Annotated in this window: 14 protein-coding genes; 6 read left to right on the top strand and 8 right to left on the bottom strand. The window is 46.9% G+C overall.

The window, feature by feature from the left end:
• Nucleotides 1-84: 84 nt before the first annotated feature.
• Both H6F56_RS04640 and H6F56_RS04635 read right to left on the bottom strand, forming a co-directional pair.
• Nucleotides 85-453 carry a hypothetical protein gene (locus H6F56_RS04640; protein WP_190665673.1) on the bottom strand — a complete coding sequence of 123 codons (369 nt, stop codon included), beginning with the start codon at nt 451-453 and terminating at the stop codon, nt 85-87.
• A 489-nt stretch (nt 454-942) separates the two neighbouring features.
• The gene (locus H6F56_RS04635; RefSeq protein WP_190665672.1) at nt 943-1599 is read right to left on the bottom strand and encodes a hypothetical protein; all 657 of its coding nucleotides are present in this window, start codon (nt 1597-1599) and stop codon (nt 943-945) included.
• A 138-nt stretch (nt 1600-1737) separates the two neighbouring features.
• Between H6F56_RS04635 and H6F56_RS04630 the strand changes: the two genes are divergently transcribed.
• On the top strand, nt 1738-1947 hold the full coding sequence (locus H6F56_RS04630; protein WP_190665671.1) for a hypothetical protein: 210 nt from the start codon (nt 1738-1740) through the stop codon (nt 1945-1947).
• Nucleotides 1948-2038: 91 nt separating this feature from the next.
• Here the strand turns inward: H6F56_RS04630 and H6F56_RS04625 are convergent, their stop codons facing one another.
• The 5 genes from H6F56_RS04625 to cobM form a co-directional block, all read right to left on the bottom strand.
• Nucleotides 2039-3097, bottom strand: a complete 1059-nt coding sequence (locus tag H6F56_RS04625) for a DUF6658 family protein (RefSeq protein WP_190665670.1) — start codon at nt 3095-3097, stop codon at nt 2039-2041.
• A gap of 523 nt (nt 3098-3620) precedes the next feature.
• Nucleotides 3621-3974, bottom strand: a complete 354-nt coding sequence (locus H6F56_RS04620) for a phenylpyruvate tautomerase MIF-related protein (RefSeq protein WP_190665669.1) — start codon at nt 3972-3974, stop codon at nt 3621-3623.
• Nucleotides 3975-4094: 120 nt separating this feature from the next.
• Nucleotides 4095-4577: a flavin reductase family protein gene (locus H6F56_RS04615; protein ID WP_190665668.1), complete on the bottom strand. Its 483-nt coding sequence runs from the start codon at nt 4575-4577 to the stop codon at nt 4095-4097.
• A 161-nt stretch (nt 4578-4738) separates the two neighbouring features.
• Nucleotides 4739-5122 carry a zf-TFIIB domain-containing protein gene (locus H6F56_RS04610; protein WP_190665667.1) on the bottom strand — a complete coding sequence of 128 codons (384 nt, stop codon included), beginning with the start codon at nt 5120-5122 and terminating at the stop codon, nt 4739-4741.
• 33 nt (nt 5123-5155) lie between these two features.
• The gene (cobM, locus tag H6F56_RS04605) at nt 5156-6001 is read right to left on the bottom strand and encodes a precorrin-4 C(11)-methyltransferase (protein ID WP_199312577.1); all 846 of its coding nucleotides are present in this window, start codon (nt 5999-6001) and stop codon (nt 5156-5158) included.
• Nucleotides 6002-6435: 434 nt separating this feature from the next.
• Here cobM and H6F56_RS04600 point away from each other — a divergent pair, with 434 nt between their 5' ends.
• The gene (locus H6F56_RS04600; RefSeq protein WP_416360982.1) at nt 6436-7518 is read left to right on the top strand and encodes a Gfo/Idh/MocA family oxidoreductase; all 1083 of its coding nucleotides are present in this window, start codon (nt 6436-6438) and stop codon (nt 7516-7518) included.
• 42 nt (nt 7519-7560) lie between these two features.
• Here H6F56_RS04600 and H6F56_RS04595 read toward each other — a convergent pair whose 3' ends face one another.
• Nucleotides 7561-8520, bottom strand: coding sequence for an SGNH/GDSL hydrolase family protein (locus H6F56_RS04595; RefSeq protein ID WP_190665666.1), 960 nt, complete (start codon nt 8518-8520; stop codon nt 7561-7563).
• A 329-nt stretch (nt 8521-8849) separates the two neighbouring features.
• Between H6F56_RS04595 and btpA the strand changes: the two genes are divergently transcribed.
• The 4 genes from btpA (at nt 8850) to H6F56_RS04575 (ending at nt 13350) form a co-directional block, all read left to right on the top strand.
• The gene (gene btpA, locus H6F56_RS04590) at nt 8850-9695 is read left to right on the top strand and encodes a photosystem I biogenesis protein BtpA (RefSeq protein WP_190665665.1); all 846 of its coding nucleotides are present in this window, start codon (nt 8850-8852) and stop codon (nt 9693-9695) included.
• A gap of 77 nt (nt 9696-9772) precedes the next feature.
• Nucleotides 9773-10729 carry a vitamin K epoxide reductase family protein gene (locus tag H6F56_RS04585; protein WP_190665664.1) on the top strand — a complete coding sequence of 319 codons (957 nt, stop codon included), beginning with the start codon at nt 9773-9775 and terminating at the stop codon, nt 10727-10729.
• An 82-nt stretch (nt 10730-10811) separates the two neighbouring features.
• Nucleotides 10812-11123 (top strand): DUF3181 family protein, encoded by a 312-nt coding sequence (locus H6F56_RS04580; RefSeq protein WP_190665663.1) that lies wholly within the window; start codon nt 10812-10814, stop codon nt 11121-11123.
• 277 nt (nt 11124-11400) lie between these two features.
• The gene (locus tag H6F56_RS04575; protein WP_190665662.1) at nt 11401-13350 is read left to right on the top strand and encodes a tetratricopeptide repeat protein; all 1950 of its coding nucleotides are present in this window, start codon (nt 11401-11403) and stop codon (nt 13348-13350) included.
• Nucleotides 13351-13615: the final 265 nt, after the last annotated feature.

The following is a 13615-nucleotide window of genomic DNA, read 5'->3' as shown; positions in this document are numbered from 1 at the left end:
CCCTGTCTTTCAGTCAAGCTTCAGTTGTTAGAGAATCTCCCGACAACCATTGCTCAAGAAACTAAATTTTTATCGCTTCCGGATTTACTTTCGGTCGGACTTGGTAGGAGTTCTTGTGCCAGGAGCGCTGGGGTTATCAGGATTCAGCGTTTCTTCAGCATTCTGCTTGATCACTTTGGGGATATTCTTGCCTAAATTCTTAAGGTTTTTCAAGCCGGTGTCACCGATCTTGTCACTATTGATATCTTCAGCCTTGTCTTGAATTCTCTTGATAGTAGCGCTGTCTACTTGCTCAGCCGAAGCATCGGTACGATTGAGTATTTGAACAGCTTGAGCTTGAAGCTCGTTGCCGTTGCCAAAAGCAGAACTCACAAAAATTGTAATGGCTGCCATAACAACCGTAACAACTTGACGCAAGCGAATGCTTTGTAGCAAAGAAATTAATCGATTCATGAGGTTTCTCCTAATAAGGTTTTTTGAATGTAGAGAGAAGGATTTTTGACTCAACTCAACTCTTTTTTTCTTCTTTCATTTAAGCATAATTTTAAAACAATTGCATCTTTAATTAGAAATTTTATAGGAATAAAATTTTGTGTTTTATCTAATTAATTTCTAACTTAACCTACTAAAAAGATAACCGTTTACAACGGATTTTTGTGGGGTTATTTATCTTTAGATTAATATTTAAGAATCTTGAAAGCTACAATTTATTATTTAGCAACTTTTTATTTATAAAACTTTTTTTCAAGTTTTTTGCTTACTGGGTTATGCCGGCCTTCTTTTTTTTATCTGATATTAACTGAAAAGAATCAGCAACTTTAAGTTTTTCCAACCAGGCGAAACAATGTTAAAAAAATCTCAGGCAAGTTTGGATAATCAATAGGCAAACTTGCCTGTTCCGGAAAGAGATTTTTTATGGCGCTCGTTAATTAATCGAGTTAATTAATCGAGATTTTTAGCAGCTTTGTCTACGGCTTGCTTGGTATTAGAAACGTCTTCGCTGACTTTAGATTTAACACCACCAGCAGCCTTGTCTAAAGCTTGCTTGGTATTAGAAACGTCTTCGCTGACTTTAGATTTGACACCGCTAGCAGCCTTGTCAGTGGCTTCCTTGCTTCCATCAAGGGCGTCTTGAGTATTTTCTTTTAAATTCTCGGTACCCTTTTGAGTTCTGTCGGCAAAACTTTCGGCATTACGCTGAACTCTATTAACCGCCTTGTCAGCGCCTTCCTTTACATTGTCGGCTGCCTCTGGTGCATCATTAATCGCACGCTTGATTGCTTCTGCGGGATTGCCGGTTCTGTTCTTGATATTCTGCTGAGCGTTGTCAATTAAACCTTTGGCTTTGGCGTCGGCTGCGGAGGGATCTCTTCTGGGATCAGTGTCGCGGTACTCGTTCATACCACCTTGGTATTCATTGCCCATGACCTCTTTAGGAACTTCTTCCCTGATTTGGTCGGAAGTCTTGCCACTGTCCCCAAAGCCGAAGATTCCCGCGTTAGCGGCAGGCATGGTGAAAAATACCATCAGGCCGGCTAAAAATAGACTAAAAATGTGGCTTAGTCGCAGGTTTTTTACGAATGCAATCACTTTCTTCATAGACATACTCCGTTGTTGAGGTTGATCGAATCAAACCGCTTTAGAATCATCTCTGTCGCGGTATTATTTACTAACTTTGTACTAATTTTGTGGTAAAAGGCTATCTGTCCCTTACACCTCTCAAGCATAATATTGCGAGTGTGTGCGCTGCCTCTATCGGAAGTCACATTCTTGCCGGCGAGTCGATTTAGCTTTGGTGTGACGCTAAAAAGCACTGAAGATGCACACCCCAGTTTTATGCCAAATTTAGCTTGGGGAGCAGCGCATTTGTGCGCGGCGCAGAGTACACCTCTAACACCGGCACGTTCCCCGTCTTATGTCCACATCAAGCATTCACCAAGAAATTGACCGGAAAAAATCAACAGTAGAAGAACCCGTTTTGTAACAAAACGGGTTCCTCAAATTCACCTTCGGTTGCTGAGATCAAGAAACAAGAGAATTACCTTGCCGGTGATTTATATTCCTTTTCCTTGGGCGCTGATTTGGTTGAATTGCTGGAATGAGATGTGCTGGAATTACCCGTAGAAGTATCTGCCGGTGATTTATATTCCTTGGGCGCTGATTTGGTTGGCGTGCTGGAATTACCCGTCAAATTCTCTATCGCACTCATTACGGGCGATTTGGGTTGCATTTCCGCGCCGCTAGAGGATTCTTCAACACCTTCTGTAATGAATTGAGAGGCATCTTTAAACACTGCACCAGCTCTTTCTAAAAGCTTGGCATCTGGATTAGTGCGGTTAAAGACTGGTTGAGACTTTGCCGGAATCTGAGGAGCTTGTAGTAGCGAGCTATCTCCGCCCAATTCTTTGTCAAACTTATCCGTTTCAAGGGGTTCAGAACCTGGATAGAGTAACCTTGAGCTATTTGAGATTGAGTTTTTTGAAGCGTTTGAACTGGATGTATTTTTGGAATTCCCAGTCAGTTTTTCTAAACCACCCATTATCGGTGATTTGGGTTGCATTTCCGCGCCGCTAGAGGATTCTTCAACACCTTCTGTGATGAATTGAGAGGCATCTTTAAACACTGCACCGGCTCTTTCTAAAAGCTTGGCATCTGGATCAGTGCGGTTGAAGACTGGTTGAGACTTTGCCGGAACTTGAGGGGCTTTTAGCAGCGATTGATCTCCGCCCAGTTCTTTATCAAACTTATCGGTTTCAAGGGGTTCAGAGCCAGGGTAAATTAACCTAGAGGCGTTGCTCTCACTGTTGCTGACAGCAATCAGTCGATCCAGTTGAGGCAGATCGGCACGATCCCGATCAGATTTGACTGGAGCATTCACTTTCGGGTCAGTGGACATCTTGAAGTTGCTAGAATTATCTCCAGCACCCTTGTGCGGGTTATTTTGGCCACCCGCTTGAACCGGCGGATTGATTGGACGAGCGCCTGTGGCGTCGCCGGCGTTACAAGCGGTGCTAGTCAACATTAGCACCCCTGCTAAAAATGCGGTTAAAATTTGAACCACCCGCAGTTTTTTAAAAAAATCAGTTAACTTTCTCACAAAATACTTCCCAATTGCTCTCAACAATTGTCAATCATATAGATATGAGCACTATCATTTCCTCTAGCCCAAGTCACATTTTGATTGTTAGTTATTATTAAAGCTGTCTAACCTTAGAGAGATTTAAATAAGCAACCAAGTTCATCAATAAAATTGCGCCACACCCGAAACTTTCTACTATTTTTGATTTTAATTTTGGATTTTAAATTAGAAATTTACCTATATAAATAAAGACTTCCGCTGTTTGTCAAATCGGCAAATTTTTCGCAAAATGCTATAGCATTGTTTTTCTAATAACAACATATAAAGATATAAAGATATAAAGATATTAATGTAATTACATTCGCAAGCGGCTCTAAGCAAAAAGGCTAAGTTTAAAAGATGAGCTTGCTTATTTTCAATTCAGCCTCAACAAAAGAGGGTTTGTTGACACCGGCATCGCACGGGTTGCTTTTAAAAGCAGATGCCGGTGAGCTTTTGACTATGAAGCGTTTCGCCTCGTGCCGGTGAAACTCGCACACTTCTAGCCGAAGGTTGAGCTATTCCAACCCCACATCGAACCCTTGGCATCCGCAAATTCAATGTAGATACGATTGGAAGGCACACCAAGCGTTTGGTTGATCTCTTGGCAAAAATCCTGGCTCATAGACTTGGTTTGAGCTGGGTTCATACTGCCAACACTTTTAATTTCGATATAGCAAACAGGCTCAACAGTGCCGGCAAATGTCATCGCCACATCCGGTTCAAAAGCCGTCATCACATAAGATTCTGGTTTGCCGGTATGCTTAGCCAATTTAGCAGAAAGGCTTTTGAGCAATCCCTGCACCGCAGACTTTTCAGGGGCAGAAATGGAGGTTTGAACTTTGATTAAAGGCATAATATTTTCGCTCTCAAGGGTTTGTGCGGGCGAGTGTCGTAAACTCGCCCGCACAATGCAAAGCTAACAAAAGGTTAATTACAAAGCCGCATCTAGCAGATGGCAGATGAGACTTCGCAATTAGCCACCATATTGCCAGCCGGTGCTTTCGAGCAAGAGGGGTTCACCCTCGCGATGGATGCCGGCACCAACCACTTCACCGACATAAACGGTGTGATCGCCATGTTCCACCGATCCCACAACTCTGCACTCTACATAACCCAAGGAGTCTGAAATGATGGGGCAGCCGGTTTCTTCTCCCGGATAAAATTCCACATCCTCAAACTTATTGCCAACACGGCGTTGTGGCTTAAAGAATTTTTGAGCGAGTTCTTTTTGTCCCGCCTCCAAAAAGCTGAGCGCAAAGACACCACTCGCCTTAATCATGGCGTGAGATTTAGAATCCTGCTTCACACAATTCACAACCAGCGGGGGTTGAAAAGAAGCTTGCATCACCCAACTGGCGGTGAAGCCGTTAACATCTTCGCCATCCTTAACGCCGCACACATAGAGTCCGTGGGGAATCTTGCGTAGAATTGTTTTTTTCGCTTGTTCGTCCAGCAAAGGTCTACACGCCGATACTACACCGATCAGTGTATCAATGTGCTGCCGGCAAACTCAAGTCCACTTCAAGCCTGATGAGAATGATTGGCTTGCCCTCACCTAAGTTACACCGGCAAGTATGTTCCCCTCAAACCGCCGCAACCGAGGCTGCCGACTCCGACTTACCGTCTTTCCTTGCCAAACAGCCCTTTGACTGCATCCATAAAATTTTCTTCCTTGTAATCCTTAAACTCACCTGCATCAAACCAGATGCCATAGCACACCGGGCATTTTTCATACCAAATGTGAGGCTGGTTGAGTTCCACCATCTTCGTCATTTTTGTGCGACATTTTGGGCAATTGATATCGCCAACTTCATTAAACTTACTGCCAGTTTCTGGCTCACCGACATCCACTGTTTCAGAGCCTTCTATTTCTTTTAGTTCCTGGGCTTCAAGAGAATCAAACCAAATTCCTTTGCACTCGACACACCGCTCCACTTCAACATTTGCATAAACAACTTGTTGTAAGTCTCCTTGACATTTGGGGCAGTTTAACTCGTTCATTTTTTTGTCCTTTAAATCACAACTATCTTGATTTCATGCAGATGGCGATAGTTTATCAGTTCCGATGCTAGACGGGCGAAACAGGTGAGCGTGTTCTGGATTGTAAAGACGAGAACGCGCTGTTTCTGCTGTTTCTGCCGTTGCTAATGCCGGACTGATGACATAAAGTGTGGTGCGAATTAAGTCTTCCTGCTGGGTGAGTGTTGCCATTTGGTGCAGGGGAACCTGAAAAATTTTCTCATCGGGCCAACCCAGCCGATAACAAATGGCCACCGGCATCTCGGCTGGGTAATGTTCCATTAATTTCTGCTGGGCGTCTTCGACATGGCGGGCGCTGAGGTATAGACATAAGCTAGCTTTATGGGCTGCTAGTGAGGCCAATTCCTCAGATTCTGGGACGCCGGTGCGACCGGCAATGCGAGTTAAGATAATGGTCTGCACCACTCCCGGCACCGTTAGCTCAACTTTTAGCTTGGCTGCTGCGGCTTGAAAAGCGCTAATTCCAGGGATGACTTCAAAAGGAATGCCGGCTTCTGCTAAGGCTTGCATTTGCTCGTGAACAGCACCGTAAAGGCAAGGATCGCCAGAATGCAGCCGCACGACAGACTGCTGCGCTTGCACGCGTGCAATCATCACCGGCAGAATTTCTTCTAGGGTTTTATTGGCAGTTCGGATAATTTCCGCATCAGAACGGACGCCCTGTAAAATTTGTTTGGGCACCAAAGAATCGGCAAACAAAATAACATCGGCTTCAGCCAATATTTTCTGAGCTTTAACCGTCAGTAAATCGGGATCGCCAGGGCCTGCACCCACAATATAAACTGCCGGTGCCAAGGAAACTTTTGAACCTGTGACTTCGTTAGAATTTTGAATCTTCAAGAGTTTGCGATTGGGAATGAGGATATGGCTGGGTTCAAGGCGAGTGAGACTAAAAACATTTTTCCGGTTACGCCCGTTCAGATTTCTAAGTTTCGAGACCCGCACCAGAAGATAGGTTACTAGATCGTGTTCCGAAAAAAATGCCGGCAACCAGCTAGCACCCTAGCTACCCCACAAAACGATAGCCAGAGTCTCAACAGCTTTAAACAAAGCCCTTTAAATTCAGCAGTTTCAGTGCCGGTGAAGTCCTAGCCTTCAGCGTTTTTTGCTGAGCGCTCAACATTTAACCAGAAGTTAATCACACAAGGCGGGAACTGGAAGTGAACTTTGAAATTCTTCACAAATAGAGACCCTGTGATAGTATCTGGATGGTTTGAGGCGGCTAATGGCTGCCCAAAGGCTAAAGCTTTGTGGTGGAGGAGGAGAATCCAGGAGTGCAAGATCGCATATCAGTGGGATGTTCAAACGCTTATGTACCGCGAAATCAACCCGAACCCATCCGAATTGGGGTGATAGGGGTTGGGAACATGGGACAGCATCACACCCGCGTTCTTAGCTTGTTGAAAGACGTAGAGCTAGTGGGTGTGGCCGACATTAGTGTAGAGCGGGGTCTAGACACTGCCAGTAAATATCGGATTCGCTTTTTTGAAGATTATCGTGACCTCCTCCCCCATGTGGAGGCCGTTTGTATTGCCGTTCCAACAAGACTGCATCACTCGGTAGGCATGACTTGTCTCCATGCCGGTGTCCATGTCTTGATTGAAAAGCCGATTGCTGCCAGCATTACGGAGGCTGAATCTCTGGTCAATGCTGCCGCTGAATCAGGCTGCATTCTACAAGTGGGGCATATTGAACGCTTTAACCCAGCCTTCCAAGAACTTAGCAAGGTACTAAAGACAGAAGAATTGCTGGCTTTAGAAGCCCATCGCATGAGTCCTTATTCTCACCGGGCTAACGATGTGTCTGTGGTCTTGGATCTGATGATTCATGACATTGACCTGCTTTTAGAGCTGGCAGAGGCTCCTGTGGTTAAGCTAACGGCTAGTGGCAGTCGCGCTTCTGGTTCTGGATTTTTAGATTATGTGACCGCGACCCTTGGCTTTGCGAATGGGATTGTGGCCACGCTGACGGCGAGCAAAGTGACTCACCGAAAACTGCGGCGAATTGTGGCTCATTGTAAGAATTCGCTAACGGAGGCGGATTTTCTCAATAATGAAATCTTGATTCACCGGCAAACAACTGCCAACTACATGACGGACTATGGCCAAGTGCTTTACCGGCAGGATGGTCTAATTGAAAAAGTCTATACCAGCAATATTGAGCCGCTTCATGCAGAGCTAGAGCATTTTGTCAACTGCGTCCGGGGGGGAAATCAACCTTCTGTCGGCGGGCAGCAAGCTCTCAAAGCTTTGCGTTTAGCCAGTGTGATTGAGCAAATGGCCCTTGACGGTAACGTGTGGTATTCCTCAGATGCGGAGCGCAGTTCCTTACATCCTTCCACCGTTACGGTTATGTGATGGAATCGGCTAGAAGGGAAGCGTGGCTAGTGGCTAGGGGCATTAATCCTCGGCTTCTTGCAGTTTTTGCTGCAATAGCCGGCTCAGTTCCTTGCTGATGAGTTCACAGACTTTTTGGTTGCCGGTGGGACTAAGGTGAATGTGGTCTCGGTAGAGACTTTCTGGCTGCTGGGCTGCATTGAAAATGGGCTGAAAATCAATGTAGGTTATTTGCTCCTTTTGAGTAAAGTCATTGAGACGCAGACGCGCCTTTTTTTCGTAATCCAACGAACCGGGCTGTCCAATTTCACGCAATAAAGGGGTCATGGCCAGTAAAAATTGGCCATCATTTTGGTTGACAATTTCCTTAATTTGTTGGATTGCTTCCAAATTGCGACCGACTCGATCGCCGGTTTCTGCCTGCACGGCTTGTAATTCAGGGGAAACCGGCGGCGAAGGCAAAACGTAACGGTTCAACACTTCCACCAAAGCGAAAGGAGGTTGCCGGCTCGGATAGTTACGATCTTGGCCCACCGGCAGCGAAGTGGGTGCCGTGGCAAATAAATCATCGGTATTAATCAGCAACACTACTGCCTGAGCCTCAAACGTGCCAAAGCGTTGTAAATAAGCCAATTCATTTCTGGGACCCCAAGAATTGGCAGAAGCATTGAGGACTTCAACTGCTCCCTCTTCCCCTCCTAACTCACGAGCCATCATCGCGGAAATCGTCTCCTCGCGATCCGTCCACCATCCGCCATTTGCTACAGAATCTCCCAGCAGTAGCACCCGCAAGGTAGAAGCCGGTCGAGTTAGCGATGCCGGCGCACTTCGCATGGAATACTGATTAATTTCAATTCGGTTGCCAAACCGGCGAGTGCGCTGGTTCGGGGCTAAAAGATAGCCAATTTTCTCATCTGGAATATAAATGAGGGTTCTGCCAAAACCAAATAGCAGGCGCAGGCTCACCTCTAATAGCGTCAAAAGGCCCACGCCAATGGCCAAAATGAGCAGCGCAATTTTCATTTCATATCTGCTGGGAGAATTAATTAAAAAAAGAAAAATATTCTAAGTGCCGGCTCTAGGAAAATTAATCACGGCGAATTAATTGGGTGACAACCAAATCAGACCAGAAGCTGAATACCTAACAGAGCAAGCTGGAAAATTACCAACTTTGGCGGCGGCAAATTCTGCATCAAACTGGTTATAGGGTGCCCGCTCTCAGTTATAGTACAGTACAGGAGACTTGCTCTAAGCTCTACAGCAGAGATGAACGGCAAGCGTGAATCTCATTGCCTGTATTTAGAAATGTATGTGGTTGACTCAATTTACTGCCGAGTCCGAATCGTAAAATTGTGGACTTAAATCAGATATTCAAAACACCAAATCCAATTATTGGGGTGGTACATTTATTGCCGCTACCGACATCTCCCCGGTGGGGTGGCAGCCTTAGAGCTGTGATTGATCGAGCGGAACAAGAAGCAACGGCCTTGGCATCCGGTGGCGTTAACGCGTTGATCGTGGAAAATTTTTTCGACGCGCCGTTTACCAGTGGCCGAGTCGATCCGGCTGTGGTCAGTGCAATGACACTGATCATTGGGCATTTGATGAATTTGGTGACGCTGCCGGTGGGGATCAATGTCTTACGCAACGATGCCCACAGCGCATTGGCCATTGCCTCCAATGTGGGAGCCAAATTTATCCGCGTCAACGTCCTAACCGGCGTCATGGCCACCGATCAAGGGTTAATCGAAGGACAAGCCCATCAACTCCTGCGCTACCGGCGGGAATTGGGCAGTGATGTCAAAATACTGGCAGATGTACTGGTCAAGCACGCTCGGCCTTTGGGTTCTCCCAATCTCACCACAGCCGTACAAGAGACAATAGAACGGGGTTTAGCCGATGGCGTGATTCTCTCCGGTTGGGCAACCGGCAGTCCTCCCAATTTAGAAGACCTAGAACTGGCCACAGCAGCCGCGAAGGGCACGCCGGTTTTCATTGGTAGTGGGGCCAATTGGGAAAATATCCCCACCCTGATGCAAGCAGCAGACGGCGTCATTGTCTCTAGTTCCCTGAAACGACATGGACGCATCGAACAACCCATCGATCCGATTCGGGTCAGCCAATTTGTGGAAGCCACGCGCCGCAGCGTCTCGGAAAAGCCGGCCCCCAAACCCGTTTCGTCTTTTACCGTTCATTAGCGCCCAGGAGGCGATAAAACACAAACGACAAACGACACACTAAAATCTAAAATCTAAATCTAAACTCTAAAGTTGACATGATTCGCCGACGTTCTACTCCTTGGATTCATCGCTGGTCGCGTGTCCTGATCGCGGCGATAGCAGCTGCCGGTGCTTTAGAAACAGCCTTTCTCACAGTTGTCAAATTGACCGGCAATGTTGGTGCCGTCTGCCCTACAAGCGGCTGTAACCAGGTACTCAACAGTCCTTACGCTCAAGTTTTCGGCATACCTTTGACACTGTTAGGTTTTTTGGCCTACACCGCTATGGCGGTAATGGCGGCGGCTCCTTTGGCAGTTAATCCGGCCAATCAGAAGGAACTACGCTCCAAACTGGAAAACCTAACTTGGCCATTGTTATTTGCCGGTGGCATTGCACTGGTGATTTTCAGCGGCTATTTAATGTATCTGCTGATTTTTGTCATTAAAGAATTCTGTTTCTATTGCCTCGCCTCAGCCTTATTTTCACTCGCAATATTTGTGCTGACCCTAATAGGCCGGGAATGGGAAGATATTGGTCAAATCGTTTTCACCGGCATCATTGTTGGGATGGTGACGCTGATTGGGGCATTGGGAATATATGCGAACGCCAACTCACCTGTGGCAACGGACTCTGCTGTTAATTCCTCAGGTTCCGGACAAGTTGGCCCGCCTGTTACAACCACCTCTGGTGAAGCAGAAATTGCTTTAGCACGTCATCTCACCCAAGTTGGTGCCAAGGAATACGGGGCTTTTTGGTGTCCACACTGCCACGATCAAAAGCAACTGTTTGGCAAAGAAGCATTCGCACTAGCGGACTATGTTGAATGTGACCCCGAGGGCCGCAATTCTCGCGCTCAAATGTGTATAGACGCGAAAGTTCAAGGCTACCCAACTTGGGAAGTTAACGGCAAATTTTATCAAGGCGTACAATCCCTAGAGAAACTAGCCGATCTCTCCGGTTACAACGGCCCGCGTAACTTTAAGAACACCATCGCCACGCCCACAGCGCCTTAAAAGTCACTCAAGCTACAAAACCCTAGAATAGAAGCTGAAACTCTGGTGCAGCTAATATTCTGTTGAGGGAGTAGAAGTTACTATGGCTAACCTAAGTACCACACAAGCAATCGAAGAACTCGCGGCTGAGATTGGCGAGAACGTTTACATGGACATCGCCAAGTGGCACCTCCATTTACGTGAAGCTCATCTTCACACCGTTCTTGCTGAACGTCTTTACCCGCTCCTGAGTGGTAGAACTATCGACGAAGACCAGGTTCTACCGATCCTGCAAAATATTCCTGTGAAATTAGGGGGTGGCAAACGGGAAGTTTCTCTGTTGGATTTGCTGCCAATGCAATCTCAAGTTCAGCTCATGGACATCTTAGAAGAGTATCAGCGCAAGATTAGCTAAGTCTGATGAGAAAATGGCAGGGCTATGCGGTTTGACCTCTGGCCGAGGCTGATTAACCGGCAAGCTAAAACCTTGAGGCTAAAACAAAAGCCGCCTTGAATTTGGAAATCAATCAGACAACCCTTAGGGCAAGTTCAGTGTTATGTCTGCTGCTCATTTTGAGCCACTGAACTTGCTCTCGTCATTTATAAGCTTTTTTGTCCATGGCTTGATGAGAGCGCAACCGGCGACTACTGTGATCGCAAGGGACTTTTGCCCAGACGAGGAGCCAAAATGTATGGCAAAAAAGAAAAAACTGCCAATCACCGGCAAAGGGTTCGGTGCCGGCACTCAACAACTCATGGCCGGCTTAGTCAAAGCCGAAAGCTTGATCCGCAACAAAAATTGGCTCCAAGCGTTGGAAATCCTAGAAGCTTTGGAAAAGCGCTATCCCAACGAGCCAGACGTGCTGATCAGCCAAGTGAATCTCTACCTGGAAATTGGTGACATCCAGCACTATCAGCACACTTGCGAGCGCCTGCTTAAAATTGACCCAAATAACAGCGATGGCACCCTAGGGCTAGCCGGCTCCTATCTGGCCAACTTCCGCCCCATGTTGGCCATCAGAACCTTTCGCCAGTTTGTTGAGCGGTGGCCAAACGACCAGCGCGTTGCCGATGTTAACCAGACCATTGCGGAACTGGAACCCAAAATCACTGAAATGGTTGCAGGAATGGGGTTAACCGGCGAAGATGCTGTCGAACTGGCAACTCTTCATGAACAAGCTCAATGCTGCTTAGAACTGGGGAAATATTTGGAATGCCGGCAGCTTGAAGAACAGATATTAGAACGCCGACCCGATTTCACTTCTGCGCTCAACAACATCAGCCAAGCCTACGTGATGGAAGGCCAAATCGAGCCAGCGATTACCACGAGCCAGCGCGTCCTTGAAATTGATCCCAAAAACTATCACGCCCTCTCCAACCTCAGCCGTTACCTGTGCTTGAGTGGCCGGCTTGACGAAGCTAAGCAGCAAGCTGAGCAACTTAAATCCATTGAATCTGATGCCGCAGATATCTGGGTAAAAAAAGCAGAAGCCTTCAGTTTCCTGGGCGACGATCAAAGCGTTCTTGATGCCTTCGCCGGCGCTGAAAAAGCCGGCAGCCTAGAACCTGTCCCCTCTAGTCCCTTTCTTTATCATCTAGCCGCCGTTGCCCACCTACGGCAGGGAAACCAAGAGCGTGCCCGTAAATACTGGCAGCAAGCACTCAAAATCAATGCTGGATTTGAATTAGCCCAATCGAACCTCAACGATCTCAACCAGCCGGTGAGTCAGCGCCATTCTCCCTGGCCCTTTCCTTTTGCCAACTGGGTCAGCCAGCACGCGATTAACGAACTCCTTGAACAGGTAAGGTCTGGGTTTCGCGAAGACGATGAAGAAGCCGCCACACAGACAACCCAACGCTATCTGCAACAGCATCCAGAGATGGTCAGCTTAGTGCCAATGCTCCTTGATCGGGGCGATCCCCCAGGACGCGAGTTTGCCCTGCGCCTTGCGAAAATGGCCAAGACGCCGGAAATGCTGGAAGCGCTCAAAGATTTTGCCTTGAGTAATCGCGGGCCTGATGAAAGCCGGCATGAAGCGTCAACCGTTGTTTCAAGGGCCGGTCTTCTTTCTGCGGCTGAGCCGGTGCGGATGTGGATGCGAGGCAAATGGCAAGAACTAATACTTTTTGGCTTTGAAATTGATACTGAGCCGGTGGGAACGCATGATCCCCAGGTTATGAAATGGCTGGGTGAGGCAATTAAGGCATTAAAACAGCAAAAGCCTGATGAGGCCGAGCGCCTGCTCCAACAATGCCTGGAAATTGAACCCGACGATCCCTCGCTGTTAAATAATCTGGCGACTGCCTATGAACAGCAGAAGCGCAAAAAAGAAGCGTACGCCCTAACGCACCAAATTTACGAGCGCTATCCAGATTATTTGTTCGCTCGTCTCTCTATTGCTTCACAGCATTTAGTTACGGGAGACATTGAGGCTGCTGAAGAATTACTGAACCCGTTGCTGTCCCGCCGGCGCTTTCATGTCAGCGAATTTGCCGCCTTTTGTATGGTTCAGATGGAACTTTCAGTGGCTAAAGGCTCTCCAGAGGCAGCACGTTCGTGGCTGGGAATGTTTGAGCAGACTTATCCAGATCACCCAGCAATCGCTTCTTGGAAAAAGCGGTTAAGCCCACCAAGCCGATGACTAGGGGCTAGGGATTAGCTTTTTGCTCTCTGTCCTTCGCCCTTTTTCCTTAGCTCTCTAAAATCTACGCCAAACAGTATTCCGAAATTTTAACTGTTACATTAGATATTCTGAACAATTAAAAATCCCTAAAACGTAGATGTATGAAGGGTTTTAGCGTAAATTTACTAAAAGATGATATTTTGATTATTCCAATCAGTAAATTAATTTTGCTAGGAATTATTTAATAAATTTATGCTAGTCGAGCATCTTGCTCAACCCTATA

Origin of the sequence: Microcoleus sp. FACHB-672, from assembly GCF_014695725.1 — a bacterium.
Lineage (GTDB): Bacteria > Cyanobacteriota > Cyanobacteriia > Cyanobacteriales > Oscillatoriaceae > FACHB-68.
The sequence above is the reverse complement of the archived record's forward strand: the minus strand, read 5'-3'. Positions and strand labels throughout refer to the sequence as shown.

Coding starts and splice junctions, on each gene's coding strand:
- H6F56_RS04640 (WP_190665673.1), bottom strand. CDS start 453: ATGAATCGATTAATTTCTTTGCTACAAAGCATTCGCTTGCGTCAAGTT.
- H6F56_RS04635 (WP_190665672.1), bottom strand. CDS start 1,599: ATGAAGAAAGTGATTGCATTCGTAAAAAACCTGCGACTAAGCCACATT.
- H6F56_RS04620 (WP_190665669.1), bottom strand. CDS start 3,974: ATGCCTTTAATCAAAGTTCAAACCTCCATTTCTGCCCCTGAAAAGTCT.
- H6F56_RS04610 (WP_190665667.1), bottom strand. CDS start 5,122: ATGAACGAGTTAAACTGCCCCAAATGTCAAGGAGACTTACAACAAGTT.
- H6F56_RS04595 (WP_190665666.1), bottom strand. CDS start 8,520: ATGAAAATTGCGCTGCTCATTTTGGCCATTGGCGTGGGCCTTTTGACG.
- H6F56_RS04585 (WP_190665664.1), top strand. CDS start 9,773: ATGATTCGCCGACGTTCTACTCCTTGGATTCATCGCTGGTCGCGTGTC.
- H6F56_RS04580 (WP_190665663.1), top strand. CDS start 10,812: ATGGCTAACCTAAGTACCACACAAGCAATCGAAGAACTCGCGGCTGAG.
- H6F56_RS04575 (WP_190665662.1), top strand. CDS start 11,401: ATGGCAAAAAAGAAAAAACTGCCAATCACCGGCAAAGGGTTCGGTGCC.